Source organism: Halobellus rufus, from assembly GCF_000739575.1.
GTDB lineage: Archaea > Halobacteriota > Halobacteria > Halobacteriales > Haloferacaceae > Haloquadratum > Haloquadratum rufum.
Genome location: NZ_BBJO01000039.1, coordinates 36014 through 53247, shown reverse-complemented (window position 1 = coordinate 53247; position 17234 = coordinate 36014). Strand labels below are relative to the sequence as shown.

The window sequence follows — 17234 nt, the reverse complement described above, 5'->3', positions numbered from 1 at the left end:
AGGTCACGAAGGGTGATCGTGATCGTTCGATCGAGAACGTCCCCATTCGAAACGGTCGTATACGGAACGGTAAGACGACCCGGCGCAGTGTTCACCACTGTCCCTGTGACCATCACGTCTTGGTGTAGCACTTGGTCGGGGTGCTCGCCAACCATCGCCACGTCAGGGTACCGGCCCTCGCTCGGATTCGGCTCCAGCGCGCCGAACCCAATGCAAACACCGAGTAACCCGACAACGAGAATACCTAGTGTGAGGAATCGAAGCCACTGTCTCCTCTCCATTGTGTTCCTGCTTCGAGTTTCACGCTATTAGTTGGTTAGCAACGTTATGACACAATTCTATCAGAGAAATTATGTACTGATGAGAGAACGCTGTCCATCTTATCACAACATCATCTATGGGGTAGAGAAACTGTGTGGTGAGTCGTTGTGATCGTTTGTCCGGAGTCTGCTGCCGAATATCGTCCGATCAAGGCTGACCGAAGCGCTTTACAGTCCTCGGTAAATGGTCCTGAATTCTCAAATTCAGATTTGAATTTGGTCATTCATTTTAGTAGTCACCGCCGAGTAATTCAGTCTCTATTTCGGCCGGTTTATATGACATATGAAAACCGTCCGCAGATCCCTAACTGGTTTGAGGTCAGATGGACCGTGAACTATGCCTACGTCGTTCACGGCTTTGGAGACTTCCCAAAGAATAATTGTAACTGAATTCTTTGCTCCATCCAAGAATGAGCACTCGTATCGGACCGGATTCGCTTCTTAAGAACTTACCGCAGTCTGTGAAGATTAGTGGACGAGAATATATTATCAGTCGGAACCCCGATGGTGATCCAATTATTTTCTCATCAGAGTGTCCCCACCAAGGAAGTGTTGTTGAAGTGGCCAATGAAGAGTGTCTTCGTTGTCCACGACATCAGTGGGAGTTCGATCCTGAGACAGGAGACTCGACGACAGTCCCAAACGAGTCATTATCTACTTATGATTTGAATCATCAAGATGGTCACCTCTATGCTGACCTTCCTCAAGTAGACGCAACATTAGATTTCAACGTATCGAATGATAAATCTCTACCCCCAAGAATCAATCTACTATCACACGCTACATTATCAATAGAATACAACGGATTCAGACTCGTAACTGACCCTTGGCTTGATGGTCCAGCGTTTCTTGACTCTTGGACTCAATACCCTCCCCCTACTTGTGATATCACCGCTGTAACATCAGAAACAGACGCCATTTGGATTACTCACGAGCATCCAGATCATCTCCACCCTCGAACTCTTGACCACTTCCATAATGAGACACCGATTTATGTCCCTGAGCTTAATTATAGGCGTTTGTCTACCCGACTCCACGATATAGGTTTTGAGAACGTCCATAGCTTACCGACGGACACGCCGTATGAACTTGCAGATGATGTGGAAGCCGTCTGTTTCAAATCGAATTCAACATGGAACGACAGCATTCTCGCACTGAATTGTGGCGGGTTCAAGATTCTAAATTTTAATGACGCAGGAGTCAACTGGAAAGTTAATAGAGCGATTCCAGACGCCGATCTAATAGCTGCTGGATTTGCTTTTGGTGCGTCAGGATATCCAATTACGTGGAGTCACCTTGATGTAGAACATAAGAAGCAGATGATTAAGGAGCGAAATGAACAGTGCCTCCGACAGTGTGAACAGCTGGTAGATATGTTTGATGCCGACTATTTCCTTCCCTTTGCCAAATTCTTTGAGCTCATTCAACCCAAGCATAATCGGTATCGGGATCTGATGGAAAAGAACCGACCATCCGACGTTGTGGAATATCTTGATGACCACAAAGTGACTGTCCTAGATCTCCTACCGGGAGAAGTTTGGTATGGCCAAAATGACAGGGTTGACCGGCGACCGAACCGAGAACAGTTCTTTGACGAGGAATTCAAAGAACAGTACCTTCAAAACACCTTTGAATCGCAGGAACCCGTTGTGAATAAATCGATTGATTTGACACATAATGAGCTGGAAGCATACTTCGAATCGTTAAATGATTCCGAATTAGTGTCTAAAATTGAAGATTTCGCACTAACCCTCTCACTAACTGGTGAGGACAAGAATCTAAACTCAATAATTCATATTACCAATGGTGATGTTGAATATCTGATAACTGATGGACCTGTCTCAATTGGAGAATTTGAGGCAGAAAACCACGTCAGTATGTCGTGTCCAGTCGAACTGGTGCAGTATGTAGTCCGAAATGACCGATCGTGGGATGATATACATATCGGATATTGGTGTGATTTTGACCGTCATCCCGATGAGTACAACCTTGAGTTTTGGCGTCTTCTACACGCACCTTGGGAAGCACGTAATGACACTATGCGTATCGCTGATCGATACGATATTGAGACTGAACTCACAGGCACGACGATAGCTGACTTAGTGGAAAAAGAAGATATTCAAGATATTCTCGCAACATATGGCCTGCACTGTGCCGGTTGCCCGCAGGGAATTGGAGAAGACATCATCGAGGCTGCTCGAATCCATGGTCTAAATCCTGACCAAGCCCAACAACTCGTTGATGAATTGGAAGCGAGAGTGTCAAATTCACATATTGTTAGCTATTAATACCAAACAGTTATCAAATTGTTTCAGCACCGCCGAAGCAAACACCGTCGAAAATTAGCTCCAAGCGTTTGTCTTCGTATGGAATCATCTAGTAATCCTTTTGTGTTCACCCCTACTATATTACTAAAATATTCACACTAATGTTACAACGTCTTCAAGCAATAGTTAAACTCGCGCTTCACTAAGCAAAAATTAATATGGTATGCAAATCATAGCGCCGTTAACTGGTAAGTCGTTACCATACAACCTGTCTGAACAATATTCTACACTATGAAAAATAATTCAACTAGAATATTTAATAAAAAGCCCAAGCCTTCTAGCTCAAGAATTGATAATTTATTTATATTAACAATACTGGCTGTATCAGTCACTGGGATTATACTATCTTTTTATATCACAAATCCATATACTCTTACAATCCCCAGTGCAATATTGGTCGGCATTCTATCATCATATGTATTGGTATATAATGAGCCAGATCGGGGTCTTAATTCGAGGGATATAATAGGTGAACTTAGGATTTCGCGTTTTAGATTAAAATGCTTGGTTACATTATATATACTTATCCACATATGTATCATAAATATTTACTACATAAACGGATTATCAAGGGGATTCCTCATACACATACTGACGGCTGGGGTGTATATTATCCCGGGAATTATTACAATAACATATCACCCACTGTTTGGTATCATCTTATCCTCAGTAACATCAATTTCGCATTACAGTCAGATAATTTATTCGAGCGAATTCCTCATAGGAAATGACATTTTTTGGCACCAAAGAGTCACTCAATCTGTATTGAATAGTGGGACTATCTCTACTGAAATACTACTAACAAACAGATACTGGTATACACCTTTACACTACGTCAATATGGCCTCGGTCAGCAACATTCTAAATGTCACCGTTCATAATTCTCTACTCATATATTATTTACCCGTTACTGTGATATTAGCCTCCCTCCTTTTGTACTCGGTGTCGAAATTGTGGGTTGATAAGGTATCTGCTGGTTTGGCTGTGACACTGTTGCTGACTTCAAGCGAATTTATATTTTATGGCGTTCAGCCCCAACCAACCCTGATGGGGTTACTATTGTTTATTATTTTCTTATATTCATTGTCAGCATACTTCACTTCCGGTCTTAGTAAGTACTTGCCAATATTGGGAATATCATTCATTGCTATCTTATTAGCGCATCAGATTACACCATTTATCGTTGTGATATCTACACTGTGTATATTTTTGGGTGTTGCCGTAAGTATGTGGAAATTTTCCACAACTAAAATTGTAATGAAGTCTGCATATGTATGTTTATCTTTATATATATTATATATAACATACTTTAGTACGATGAAATATCTTGGACCCAATTCCTCTAGAACATTCTTTGAATTCGCTGTGAACCGCATCTACACCACTTTACTAGTAGATTCCGCCAAAAGACCCGAAATTGCACTAGATATTTCGGAACTGGGCTTCGCCGTGACTGGGGCTCCATCGCATTCCATTATTACTGTATTTGGCACAGCTGTACTATTTGCGTTAGCAACTACTGGATCCGTGACCTTACTCAGAGGCAATAATCACCAATCGACGCTAATTGCCCTTGGAACTGGCATTCCGATCGCCGTATTATCTGGATTCACGTTTGTAGCTCCTTTAGTTGATGCAGATCTGTTTATATCTACAAGGTGGCTTCCGTTTTTGTACGTTGTTTTGGTTATCCCAGGTGGACTTGGTGTAAGCATATTATATACAGGTATAATTTCCAAGAGTAGTAAATCAAATATCGGAATTGCTGTGTTAATTTTAATTCTCATCCCATATATAACAGTAATGGGGGGTACCGATCGAGGTGCACCTGATGGTCCCCTATCCAATGCACCAACCGATGAAAGGTTCACCATAGAACAGTCAGAAGAACAGATGATTGACTTTGTGGTGAGATATGCCAATTCAAGGGTACTGTATGGCGATAACCGAATTATACCCATATTTGAACGAAAGTATGGACTAAATGCCTCTGCACAGAGGCTAGAATATCAGTCTGGAGAGCTTGTGGTAAATATGAGAAGTGGTTTACACATATCTAGGGAATACATATACACAGAAAGTAACCTAATATTGCTTCAGTATAACGATGCCGAAGTGACGATTCGAGGTCCGTTTCCCAAGGAGTCGATTCCAGTAAGATCACAATCTAGTATTTATACTAATGGAAAGGACACGATCACCACATACCATAACACTCTATGATTAAATACCTAGAACTATGCCAAATTTGAATATAAGGGATACAATAAGATATGGTTATGAAGAGTCAAGAAATTCGGACTGTTATTATAACATTCATAAAATATGTGTATAATGCAATTATGAACAAACGAAGGAAGGCTATCAAACTATACTACACCACTCTAATTAAGCTAACCGCAGAGGAGGTAAAAGATGGTCTAATGGTGAATCATAAAAGCTACGTATCATCAAACACACATATTGGGAGCAATGTCCATTTTAACGGAATGAACATCTCTGGGGGTGGTAAAGTTACAATCGGAGACAATTTCCATTCAGGCCCTTCGTGCCGGATAATTGCACAAAATCATAATTTTGATCGGGGAGATGCAATTCCGTATGGCAATACTTACATAAATAAAGATGTACATATCGGGGACAATGTATGGTTTGGCGCCGAAGTAACTGTAATTCCTGGTGTGAAGGTTGAGGAAGGGGCAATTATCCAAGCAGGTGCTACAGTCGTTTCTGATGTTCCTAAGGGCGCGATCGTAGGTGGAAATCCGGCTGAAATAATTCGGTACCGGGATATGGAACATTACAACAAACTAAAATCGGAAGGGAGTTTCCACTAATATTATGAGGGGTATATCAAATATAACTCGAAGTAGAGTTAGATTACAGTTTAACAACTATAACATAGTCCGGCTTTCTACTGTAGGTCGGTTGTGGGTCAGCCTATTATATTGACTAGCGGGCAGTTGCTCAGTGCCGGCTAACACTCAGTAGTATGTCGAATCGAATACAGCAGCTGAATATCGCTAAATCAATGGAGTTGATGCGAGAGACTTCAGTTGTATACGACCCAAATATCCTGCTTACTCGGCGAATTTGTGCCGGTTGCTCAAAGAGTTACTGGCGATCGAGGCAAATCCTCCGCCTTCCGGGGCAGCAGATCCACCGACTACGCCCTCGTTTCTCTCCATAGTCTCCGGGTTTCTCCACACATCTTATTAGATGACGATTGACCTGCTCAAACAGATACTGGAAATAACCGAGGGGATTGGCTTCAGCCGCCTATCATTGTCGCCGTCCAGTCGTCTAAGGCGTTCGACCGAATCAGTATGAGCGTCTGTCGAGTGCTGCCGCGTCAGTCGGCGCAGCTGTACGATCTTCCTGAGCACGGCGCAATCGACATCACGTTCTACGAACGCTTGGCAGCGATCACACCACTACTGCCAGCGATTCAGCTACCGTGTTCAGAAGCTCGATCAACTCATCGGGAAAAAGCGACGCTGATCTTGCCGAGTAGATCGACCACTAAAATGCGGGCGATGTGATCTTTCGCCGTCAATAACGGCTATGACAAGCAATCTCTTCGTAAAAGATTACGAGACTTCAGGATCAGACCACTGATCAACCGCCGTGTCTTCCTCCGTACGACCACACGCACAACGTCAGAATCGACGATACCCTCTATAATCATTCCTCTATGACCGAACTTTGAATTTGGTTGTGAAGCGCTCACTCTGCTTCGCTGTACGAGCGCAGTCGTGGTTGGAGATTGGTACGGCGAGGGGTAGAAAACTATATCTTTGGTGTCGGAATTTCAACTGTGACGTAGTGAACGTTGATATTTATCATTTAGAGCGTGAAAAACTGCGAAAGCATTTTGTTGACCGAAACAAAATGATCCTTGTCAAGAGCTATCCAGATCCTCAGATGTGATCAATGAGACTAACAGAGCATTTCCGGAAACGGGGTTAATGTACTATTCATCGAGGGTGATGACCCTTGCGACGGCGTAAAAAAGGATTTTCAAAACTATGCTGAATTTTCAGCGGACGAAGCTGTCGTCAATTTCTAAGATAAAATGTCATCCAATAAGTAATTAAATTTTGATAAGTAAAAGCACTTGTAATATATGGAAACACAAGACCATTTTCCGATGTTCGGAGTATTCTTTCTAACGGGTTAAATTCAGAAACGGCTGATCCATAATGGCTCAAAGTTACAATATGACTATGGGCAGGACCATTCCTGCAGTAACATACGTCTAGAGTGTGATACTACAATTTATAATGACTTCTGGATAGAATTACGTGTGATAACTCTTCCTAGAGTTAGAATCAAAGATAAGGTTATTCTTCAGACCAGCTCAACATTACCTCGTGATGTCTCGAAGGAATCGATCGCAGGAATTCATCCCACAGAGGTATTCACAAACGAGACATAGAAAACTATGAAAAACATAAAAGAGCACAATTTCCCTCGGATACCAACTAGTAAATGTAAGTGGTCATATGAATATTAAATATAAATTCGAGTTGCTTGAAAAAGAACTAGACCTATTTTCAGTACAGATCAATCAGACATTCCTCTGGGAACGAATACGCATCAGCGTATTCCGAGAGATCGCCCAAAAAAAAGGCCGCGGCCAAGCACACACACAGAAAGACAAATTGAAAGACTACGTCCACGGCTTCGGATTATGGCTGAAAAACATCATTCACAGAAATCCGTATTTCACTGGCGAACATAACTTCCTCTTTATTGGTCATCAACGCAGAAAACTCGAGGAGGACGGATATTGGTGGGATATCTACTGCGATCCGATCCACGAACAGGGCAAACTCGACTACATCCACTTGGAGATGCCATACCTCCTGTCCCACCGGATTCCTGCCAAGACGGAAAACCTCCGCTATCTTGAACTCATAAAATATGGAGGAACTCTCCAACAGAAACTCGGTCTTCGCTCTCCATCGCTCCCCGACGACATCATCTCCCAACTTCGAGATGTCGAAGCGGAGATTCGGCGACGCTTCGACGTCGAGGTCGATATCGTCTTAGAAGCTCGAGAAGCACTCCATATCCGGAACATAACGCTTCCATGGTACGAACGACTATTGGAACGAGTTAATCCAGAGGTGGTGGTCGTCCTCGTCTCATATGAAAATAAAACGCTCATCGAGGCCTGTAAACGAAAGGAAATTCCAGTCGTCGAACTCCAGCACGGCGTAATCCACGATCACCACTTCGGATACTCCTATCCAGACGACAAGATCAAGACAACGTTTCCCGATTACCTCCTCACGTTTGGCGCGTTCTGGAACGAGAACACTCGGTTTCCGATTCCCGACGACCGCATAATCCCTGTCGGCTACCCGTATCTTGAAGAGCAACTTGACAGATACGACGATATAGAACCGTCTGAACAGCTCCTGTTCATTTCACAGGGAACGATCGGTCGCGAACTCTCGCAGTTCGCCTTGAAGGTTCACGAAGACGATAGGGTCGATCACGAGGTTGTCTACAAACTGCATCCGGGCGAGTACGATCGGTGGGAGATTGAATATCCTTGGCTTGTAGAGTCAGATATACAGATAATCGACGAGTCCGAGCCGCCACTCTACCGGCTCTTCGCGGAATCGAGCGCACAGATCGGCGTCGGATCGACGGCGGTGTACGAAGGGCTCTGTTTCGATCTCCAGACGTTCGTGTTCGAGGCGGACGACGCAGACGTGCTCCAGCCCCTCGTGGAAGATGGGACAGCTTCGATGGTCAGGGACATTGACGAGCTGGCCAGACAGTTGGGGTCGAGCGCCACGAACCAATTTGATCACGAGCGGTTTTTCAAGTCGGATTCAGTTGCGAATATTCTCGAGGAGTTGGTTCGAATTCGTGACACACAGCGAGTAAAGCGATGAAGGTCTTGATTCGTGGGACACAGCGGTGAGAAAGCAATCGATTTACTAGGACGGATATACATCGGATTGATGGCGAACGGTTACATCTATTCATAGACAGAGTAGTATATAAAAAAGCCTACAGCTAGTGTTAGACGGTACCTGCTAACCCATCCTCGAGATTTCAACCCGGTTCTCATCTCAGCGATCAAATTGTGGTCGCATCTGATGTAGTGAATAGCGATCTTATCTCACGAGATCACCAGTTTAGAAGGGTGAAGTCGAAGAGACCGAATATTGCATAGAGATCGTACCCTTGACTTCGTTGAGCAGTGTCAGGTCGAGCCCGCCAGCGGTGAGTTTGTCCGCTGGATTTATGCCGTCATCCATTTTTTCGGACCGAAGACGTCCACAGCTCCCTGAAACCCCGAATTGACTGGAGTTCATAGTTGACGGTTGTGACACTTCGGCTTTGATCGGGACAATTTCTCCGATCACAGGCAGTGTAGAGATAAGGTCGAAGGATGAGGCGGTCAAAAGATCGGGTGGTTTATACTCACTTTTCCCCGCTTCACCGGTGATAGCGGTTGTAGAGAGTTAGTTCCTCTGGAGCGGGAGAAGACACTCGAGTCAGTGATGAAACTCGGTATCCAGCACCATCTACCTTGATTATCACTTTCAGATACTGTCTCGGTATACGTTCATCTATATTGAGCCGAGTACCGCTGAAAATTGGTTGCAAGCGTTCGCCTTCCCATAGAATCAGTTTATTTATCTACCGATTCGGCTGTACAATCGTCTCAACCGGCGCAAAGATTCTGGCGACAAATTTCACACTAGCCAAGCAGACATCTCAAGAGACGGCGATGCGCGTCCGAGTGACGTGCTTGACGTTAAAACGCTAATCTGGATGCTTGGAGGCCAGCCTACGACATTTTTGCTGACACGACTCTGTATCCAGCAGGAGGCCGTGCGAGTCGCCCAATATAACTCGCGCAACACTAACGAACGGAAAGATATCAAGTACAGAGTCAAAGACCGTGTTGAGAAACATAGAAAAGACGTTCAAATCGGGCAATCCATCCTAGAAGAGACATACGACCGGTATACAGGAGTCAAGCGAACCAACGATTCCTGCAAGGGCTGCGACCTCGGGCGCGTTCACGTACGAACAGAAGTGTGCATTGGGCTGTGTCTCTGGGTCGTCATTGCAATCACTAACTACGAACGAAGAGACAATCCAAGACGTTGGAAGCTCAAGCTATGAGTTGGGTATATGACACGCTCAGTCCCACCTAATATCCTCGTTGTTAATTACGACATCACCCGAAATCGATGTTTCCACCTGTTTCCCTAACACGTTAAAGAACTCATCTGCAGGAACCCCTGTACCAGGTCGTTTCGTAGTGATATTTTCTTTTGTCAGTTGTTCACCCTGTTCAATATATTGTGTCGTAACAATACTATGCTGAGCCCACTGCTTTATTTCAACTTCTTCGTCATCCAATTCGTCCTTCTTGCTTGAAGTCCAATCATACAATCTGGCAAATTCACACAAGTCGCTCAATTCCTTGGGTTCGATAGAGACTTCTTGATCAGGTCCAGGGAGGCGTCGATCAAGCGTGAAGTGCTTCTCGATAAGCGCTGCACCGTTCCCGATAGCTACTTTTGCTGCTTCAACCCCAGTCGAGTGATCCGAAAATCCAACAGGCACATTTCCCATCTCTTCCAAAGTCTCGATTGTTTTAAAATCAAAATCGGCAGCCGTTGTCGGATATGCTGAAACACAATAAAAAAGTGCATACTGACTTGCTACGTTATCCAAAAACTCACAAGTTGCTTTGATCTCATCAAGAGTATTCATACCTGTTGAGACTAACAACGGCTTGCCTGTACTGGCAGCATATTCCAGCAACTCCCGGTTATTCATTTCACCTGATCCAATCTTAATCGCCGGAACGTCAATTTCGTCCAGTATATCGACCGCCTCTGTCGAAAACGATGTGGAAAGGAACGTCACATTATGCATTTCTGCGTGAGACTGAAGTTCTTGATGCTCGTCAATTGACCATTCACAGTCCGCTACTGTATCATATACTTCACCTGCATCGATTGTTCTCATCTCCGACTCAACCATCTCTGCGTCTGCGATGTGCGTCTGGAATTTAACCGCATCTGCGCCAGCATCTGCAGCTATCTCTATGAACCGTTTCGCAAGTGTCAGATCGTTTCGAGCGTTAATCCCAACTTCAGCAATAATATACGGACGGTGTCCGGTTCCGATCTTCGTGCCTTCAATTTCAATCATATGTCGTCCACTCCGTTAGAATTTGTTCGGCCAACCATAGATCAAACGGTGTGTCAATATCTACTGACTCTCGTTCCGTCATCTCGTACATTTTCGTTATGCCTGCGATCGTCTCCTTTGTCTGAAGAAATTGTTCAACACCGTTTACGTATATCGCGCCGTTAATCACGTATTCTGGGGCTCGATCCTGTCTTCGTTTGGCTGCGTCAGTATAATTCAACTTCTTGGCACCCTCGGGCGTGCGTTCCAGACGGATATCGTACGTCGGATACACTGAAATTACAGAGTCTGCGTCAGATTCTTCGTAAAGCGAGTATGATTCGTCAATATGGGTTGCTGTCCGAAGCGGTGACGTTGGCTGGAGTAACACAAACGCATCGTACTCTTCACCCGCGTCGTGAAGTGTTTCCAAGGTATGGGTGATTACAGGTGCTGTCGGAGCCTCATCAGTTGCCAATTCATCCGGACGCATAAAGGGGACTCTCGCCCCGTGCGATTCTGCTACTGCGGCAATATCTTCGTCATCAGTAGAAACAACTACTGAATCGATTGCAGTAGCCTCACGTCCTGCTTGGATTGAGTGAGTAATAAGCGGGGTCCCAGCTAATTCAGAGATGTTCTTACGTGGAACTCCTTTCGACCCACCGCGAGCGGGGATTAGCCCGAGAACGTTTGATTCTGTCATTAGTATCACTCTCCGTGGTATCCCAGTAAATCTGGCGTCATTGGGGGCTTCAACTCAGGTTCGAGCTCAGCAATTGTATCTGTTATTTTCTGTGCAGCATTCCCATTTCCGTAGATTGTCGATTGAGGATACGACCCCTGCTGTAGTTGAGTTCTGATCCCGGCAGCGATCTCATTGGCATTGCAGTCAACGTCCAAAACATTCGGGCCACGCTCACGTGATTGCTGTCTTTCCCCAATGTTGACTGTCGAGACACCGAAGTAAGAGCACTCTCGTATACCGACACTCGAATTCCCCACCATACACGTAGCGTTCTTAACCAGCGTCAGGTAATCATTCGGATCGAGGCTAATGAAAAATCGAACCCCCTCAGGATTTTGCTGTTCACGGTACTCTCGCATAGCTTTCGATACCTGATCAGTACCAGCATCCATATTGGGCCAGAACCAGAATGCTTGTACATCTAATTGCTCGTAAGCCCGGATCAGTTCTTGCGTCTTATCATAGTTTGATTCATACTCTGTGGGTAGTGGATGATACTGAACAACAATATAATCTTGAGAAACATCAACCGTATCTCCTACCCCACCATACTCAGTTTGCGGGTCATACGAATCTCTTCCTTCTTGGATGATCTGTTCAGCTAATTCTATCGACGGACACCCAGTCCGATAAATTCGATTAGCAGGTTCACCGAGCTGTCGGACAATTTTTTTACTCCGATCAGTTGAAACCAGATGGTAATCAGCCATCTTCGTAGTAGCGTGGCGAACTTTATCATCAATGGATCCGGTGACCTCTCCCCCCTCTAAGTGAACTACAGGGATGTTCAGATACGATGCCGCAAGTGTACTCGCCATTGTTTCGTGCCGATCACCGCTGGTCAACATCACATCTGGATTAAACTCTTCAAACGCTGTCGCATACTCAACAAGCCCCATTCCCGTTGTTTTTGCTTGAGCGACGGGTTCACCAGCTTCTAACAGCGTGTGAATTTTTTTATCGATCTCCAATCCCGCATCTTCCATAATGTCTGATATATCCCCGAAACGGTGAACCAAAGCCCCCCCGGAGACAATTAGATAAAAGTCAATCCGGTCATCGTCATTTAGTGCTTGAAGCGCAGTTTTCACCCGCGCGTATTGTGATCGAGATGTAACGACTGCAGCTACGCGGTTAGACATTACCGAAGAGTCAAAAGTAGAGAATACTAAAAGTTGCCATAACGTCCAACGAAGGAAAACATTAGATGACGGATACGCCAACCCAATTGAACGTTTTAGCCTTCATAATAGCAACAGCGCTGGTCTAGCCAAACGATAGTAGGATAGGTAATTATCCGACAAATTGACCATATATGATGATTACTTATGAATCTAATTAATCAACTATAGAATTACTAATAATGAGACAGATCCTCGTCTAATAGGGTTAATTAAACACAATAACATTAGTAAATACCGTCTAAATGTCCTGATCTTAAATCTTCGGACATATACAGAAGAATAGTAAAATAAATTAAGGCCCCAACTAAAACCAACGCAATTATATTCAGAAGATTATTGTTGGTAATCTCGCTAACAAAATTAGAAATACTTAGGATATAAACAACAGCCCCCATTATAACTGAAGAAATTATCTGTTTCATAATAATTCGAGATGGGAAACTGATTCTTACTATTTTAGAAAGTGTCCAATAGGCGAATAGAAGTCCGATAAGTATCGAAATCAGAGATGCCGTGGCAACGCCGATCATCCCAAATTTCCATCCCAAAATGAGATTGAGAATTATATTTGAGGTAATAAACACAGCATTCGAGTTGAAAGAGAGATCTGGGCGGTTGATACCTGCTAATCCGTTTACACACTGGGTATAGAAGCTATATAGAAGAACAGACCCAATCAAGATAACAAGAACTTCTGAAGCGTTAACAAATTCAGCCCCATATACCTGTAAAAGCTTATGCCGCAGAATAAATCCACCAACTAAACCAGGAAATGCAAATAACCCAGAGTATCCCATCGAAAGTGTGATTATGTCCGCTGAAGAGTTTACCGATCCATTGCTGGAAATATTACTTAATCTAGGGAATACAGATTTACTTATCGAGGAACTGAAAAAGTGGAAAAAAGCAGCCACCGTCCACCCAATTGAATAGATTCCGACTGTCTCCGATGATGCAAACATACCTAGAATAATTATGTCTGATTGTCTAAACGATTTAGATTTAATTCGCCCGAGCCAAGAATACTTAGCATAGTCGACTAAGCTGTATATATGGCGTTTTCTTGGCATTTCTAACCTAAATTTTAGGAAGTATAATCCCAACGGTATAGTAATCACCAGAGATAGTAATATGCCATATAATAAGCCAAGAAGACCAATCCCCAGTATTATGAAGAGCAACTGTATGACTGTTTGGGCCGCTTGACGAAACGATTGTAGTATCCCTGAAATATGTACTAGATCCTGACCATCTAGCGCAACCTGTATGAATGAACCCATTAATCTGAAAAACACTAATATAGTCAGGAGATATGTAACATTACTTCCAACGTAACGATTAATTAGATCTCGAAATATAATTAATATTACTGCAGTTGATATAGAAATAACCGTGACAATGATTATACCTGCGGTGATGTAGGCGTATTGTCCTTGCCTCTCACTTACCCTCTTTCGAATTGCGTTTAATATTCCACTCTCACCAACAAGTGTTAGCCAAGCTAGCAACGCTATTATTGTATAATACTGGCCTAATATGCTAGCCCCTAGGCGACGAGCAAAATAAATAGTGGCAATGAATGTAAATATAGAGCCAAAGATTTTGGATATAAATACAATAAGGGTCGTTTTACGAAGTTCCATACTAAATATCGTATTTCTAAGATACTAAGGGTGCGTATGAGATCATCATCATATTGTGTGAGCTTGCTCTTCATCAATTACCTAAACTTGGATTCTTAAATACCTTCCAGTCGAACTGGATAATACCCGAGCGGCGACACCAAGGTGGGCGATGAAGCTAATATTCGGCCACATTTTACTGATCTATACTTTCGAATACCACCACAGGACTTGAGAGATTCGGTGTCGATTGGCTGTCTACAACTGCTACAAAAAGCAGGAATTAAGCCAACTAGGAGCAAGAGCCGGATCACGTTGCGTTTGATGAAGCAATGATCTAGATCGATGATTAATACTACTGTCTGTGCGCTTCTGTCAGTACCAAGACACATATTTTATTGAATCTGCAGAAATCGAGAGGATAGTGTCGCTCTGAAGTTGAAAGCAAATGGAAAGAGCCGAACGTAACTAACTTTTCCCTTCCGCTTCGTTATACAAGTCGTGTTTCTGGCTCAAAAGCACTGTTCGCTAGTCCAACAGCGGTAAGTGATTTGACTGGTGACCGATTTTCCCAGCTAGAAGTATGTCACGCTGCTTTTTGAGTGTTCATAAGGGTGTGACGTACTGCAAAAACGTAGCTAGTTGAGTGAGATGAATAGCTTTTGTGGCTTGTTACAGCTGGAAAGAACGACATTTCCTGCATCCCCAAGCTGTATCAGTCGTTCGAAAGAATTCCCATATCGATAGCGTGGATTGCTCTTTTGAATCTGTAGAAGGCATAGGATTGGTCGCCATAGTGAGGGGAGAACGGCTACTCTGGTGAGTTTCTCATATTGGGTTTCTTCTAGATTATTTCTGGCAGCAAGTACTGGCTGAGAAAGCTCATTTAAAGGGCGTCAGTTTCGGAAGAGTTGGGGAGCGGTCTCTCAAGAACTCCCGTGTCGTCATCAGATTCAACAAATCAGTCAAATGTAGTACTGTGAGTCTGTAAAAAGACATCACAAGCAGCCTTTATGTCCTTCCAAAGATATTCAAAATATATTAATTATAGTTCCGGTAGATTTGTTTCAGTTTGTATACTGTCTCAAACTTTCTCGACAAATTCTCCCCGATTTGTTCTAACCGTTCGACAGTAGAGTTCGGTGGATTAATTGGCTCAGACAAAAGCCTATCGTCAACCAGCCCCACAATATCTTGGCAGAGCTGGTAGTCCGGGGGCTCTCGCTCCTCACGGGCTGTTGAAAGTCCGAATAATAACAAATTGATATTATTAAATGGGGATATCTCCTCAATCGAGATATCTTTTTCATAGGACGATCTCGCGCCCCAACTACCCATCTTTATCTCCCAGTAGAGAAGGTCAAGCAATGGGATCCCATACTCTTGTGCGTACCCGTTCGCGTCCCCGAGCCACTCTGTTAGCGCATCAATGGCAAGCGGTTGGTCTTGGAGAGATAACAGACCTGCCATCGATGGCGGAGTTGTTCGCTCACTCGGAAGGGCGTAGTATCCACGCAAAATTTCTCCGACGTTCCCAGTAATGTCAACGCCCTCTTGTACACTGCTGTAATAGTGATTTTGGATATTCCGGGTTTGAGGACGAAATCGTGGACGGAGATAAGACTGTTCCATCTCACTCTTAAACTCATCAGTTAACTCACACGGACGGACAATCTGGTAATTGAGATCAAACATCCGCGAGAACTGGAGTGGGACATCAAAGTCACAGTGAGTTAATGAATAGTCACGGATAAATGTGTAATATAATGGTTCATCTGTTAAATTAAGGCTTGCCGCTAACAAGAGCCTCGAGTCCCATCCGGCAGTTAGTGGAATAGAAAGGTCATATCTATTTGAGATAGCTTGGAAACTCCCACGCAGTGATTCAAGTATCATCTCTGGTACGTCGCCTCTCGTAACATTTGGTAACGAAAGCGGCCGTCTAATTGCCGATTGTTCAGAGATGTTCAAATAATAGTTCGGGAGCAGTTGGGTTAACCGTGAGTCAATCGTCTGCGTGCCAATAAATTTGTTTCGTGCTGCGTCGAATTCCTCTACCGAGACGAACTCGCGGACCTGATCGGATATCGATGGTTCAAGCCCGAAACCTTCCAAGAATAGCTTTGGTGATGACGTAAACGTAGTACAGTCATCGGTATACAGTACACGCCGCATACAACAGGCATCCGGTATGACGACTGTACGGCTGGGCGTCAGCGAAATAACGACATATCTACCAGTGTATCGTTGCAGTTCGGTTAATAGATCCTCAAAATCCTCTATCCTCGATAACTGATATGCAATTTGTTTGTTGCTATCTGAGGGAGAGTCCGGATCAAATATATCCCCAATGATCCCAATCATTCGTGTATTTTCTGCAACGGAGACGGGTAGTACTGGTGACGTGTAACTGACGTAATTTCCAATATCATTGCTTTTGAATCCCTCTAGCGGCGAAATTACATCGCTTTCCGTGGTCAGGATGTATTGATTCCTAAAATTGTACATATATCAAATGTTTGTACAACTACCACACAAATCTTGTGGTTGAGTTACGCGTAGTGTAGCGATAAAGTTAAACGATGAGGCGGTCAAAAGATTGGGTGATTTATACTCTAATTTACCCGCTTCAGGGGTGATAGCTGTTGTGGAGAATTACCTAAATCTTTGAGCTGGTCAGCAGCCTACAAAATAAATATCAATTATTATATATGATGGTCGAAGATGATGTTTTTGCATAGTTAAAAATACCGGGGGTAACTCGAAGAACTCACGAATCTGGATTTGGGAATTTAGGATCCAATATTCAAGGACTGTCTAGCTACAGTATTGGTACTGTCTATTGATTTACCAAT

General features: G+C 43.8%; 9 protein-coding genes and 1 pseudogene. 5 read left to right on the top strand and 5 right to left on the bottom strand.

Annotated elements, in window-relative coordinates:
• The first annotated feature begins 730 nt into the window (after positions 1 to 730).
• From ACP99_RS19465 to ACP99_RS14850, 5 genes and pseudogenes are all read left to right on the top strand, one after another.
• Positions 731 to 2608, top strand: a complete 1878-nt coding sequence (locus ACP99_RS19465) for a Rieske 2Fe-2S domain-containing protein (protein ID WP_081927504.1) — start codon at positions 731 to 733, stop codon at positions 2606 to 2608.
• A gap of 879 nt (positions 2609 to 3487) precedes the next feature.
• A complete protein-coding gene (locus tag ACP99_RS20615) occupies positions 3488 to 4870 on the top strand; it encodes a hypothetical protein (protein WP_197052482.1) in 1383 nt (460 codons plus the stop codon).
• A gap of 56 nt (positions 4871 to 4926) precedes the next feature.
• Positions 4927 to 5484, top strand: a complete 558-nt coding sequence (locus ACP99_RS14860) for an acyltransferase (protein ID WP_197052481.1) — start codon at positions 4927 to 4929, stop codon at positions 5482 to 5484.
• Positions 5485 to 5703: 219 nt separating this feature from the next.
• Positions 5704 to 6463: pseudogene (locus tag ACP99_RS21015) on the top strand (IS5/IS1182 family transposase); the annotation flags it as partial.
• 713 nt (positions 6464 to 7176) lie between these two features.
• On the top strand, positions 7177 to 8559 hold the full coding sequence (locus ACP99_RS14850) for a hypothetical protein (RefSeq protein ID WP_231554306.1): 1383 nt from the start codon (positions 7177 to 7179) through the stop codon (positions 8557 to 8559).
• A 1264-nt stretch (positions 8560 to 9823) separates the two neighbouring features.
• On the opposite strand, the gene ACP99_RS14845 is transcribed toward ACP99_RS14850, so the two are convergent.
• The 5 genes from ACP99_RS14845 to ACP99_RS20125 form a co-directional block, all read right to left on the bottom strand.
• On the bottom strand, positions 9824 to 10846 hold the full coding sequence (locus ACP99_RS14845; RefSeq protein WP_049987349.1) for an N-acetylneuraminate synthase family protein: 1023 nt from the start codon (positions 10844 to 10846) through the stop codon (positions 9824 to 9826).
• A complete protein-coding gene (locus tag ACP99_RS14840; RefSeq protein ID WP_049987348.1) occupies positions 10839 to 11531 on the bottom strand; it encodes an acylneuraminate cytidylyltransferase family protein in 693 nt (230 codons plus the stop codon). The genes ACP99_RS14845 and ACP99_RS14840 overlap by 8 nt, the downstream gene beginning before the upstream one ends.
• A 5-nt stretch (positions 11532 to 11536) precedes the next feature.
• On the bottom strand, positions 11537 to 12715 hold the full coding sequence (neuC, locus tag ACP99_RS19460; protein ID WP_081927503.1) for a UDP-N-acetylglucosamine 2-epimerase: 1179 nt from the start codon (positions 12713 to 12715) through the stop codon (positions 11537 to 11539).
• 266 nt (positions 12716 to 12981) lie between these two features.
• The gene (locus ACP99_RS19455) at positions 12982 to 14400 is read right to left on the bottom strand and encodes a lipopolysaccharide biosynthesis protein (protein ID WP_081927502.1); all 1419 of its coding nucleotides are present in this window, start codon (positions 14398 to 14400) and stop codon (positions 12982 to 12984) included.
• Positions 14401 to 15420: 1020 nt separating this feature from the next.
• The gene (locus ACP99_RS20125) at positions 15421 to 16887 is read right to left on the bottom strand and encodes a hypothetical protein (RefSeq protein ID WP_156105754.1); all 1467 of its coding nucleotides are present in this window, start codon (positions 16885 to 16887) and stop codon (positions 15421 to 15423) included.
• Positions 16888 to 17234 lie beyond the last annotated feature (347 nt).

Coding starts and splice junctions, on each gene's coding strand:
- ACP99_RS14845 (WP_049987349.1), bottom strand. CDS start 10,846: ATGATTGAAATTGAAGGCACGAAGATCGGAACCGGACACCGTCCGTAT.
- neuC (WP_081927503.1), bottom strand. CDS start 12,715: ATGTCTAACCGCGTAGCTGCAGTCGTTACATCTCGATCACAATACGCG.
- ACP99_RS20615 (WP_197052482.1), top strand. CDS start 3,488: ATGGCCTCGGTCAGCAACATTCTAAATGTCACCGTTCATAATTCTCTA.
- ACP99_RS20125 (WP_156105754.1), bottom strand. CDS start 16,887: ATGTACAATTTTAGGAATCAATACATCCTGACCACGGAAAGCGATGTA.
- ACP99_RS19455 (WP_081927502.1), bottom strand. CDS start 14,400: ATGGAACTTCGTAAAACGACCCTTATTGTATTTATATCCAAAATCTTT.
- ACP99_RS19465 (WP_081927504.1), top strand. CDS start 731: ATGAGCACTCGTATCGGACCGGATTCGCTTCTTAAGAACTTACCGCAG.
- ACP99_RS14860 (WP_197052481.1), top strand. CDS start 4,927: ATGAAGAGTCAAGAAATTCGGACTGTTATTATAACATTCATAAAATAT.
- ACP99_RS14840 (WP_049987348.1), bottom strand. CDS start 11,531: ATGACAGAATCAAACGTTCTCGGGCTAATCCCCGCTCGCGGTGGGTCG.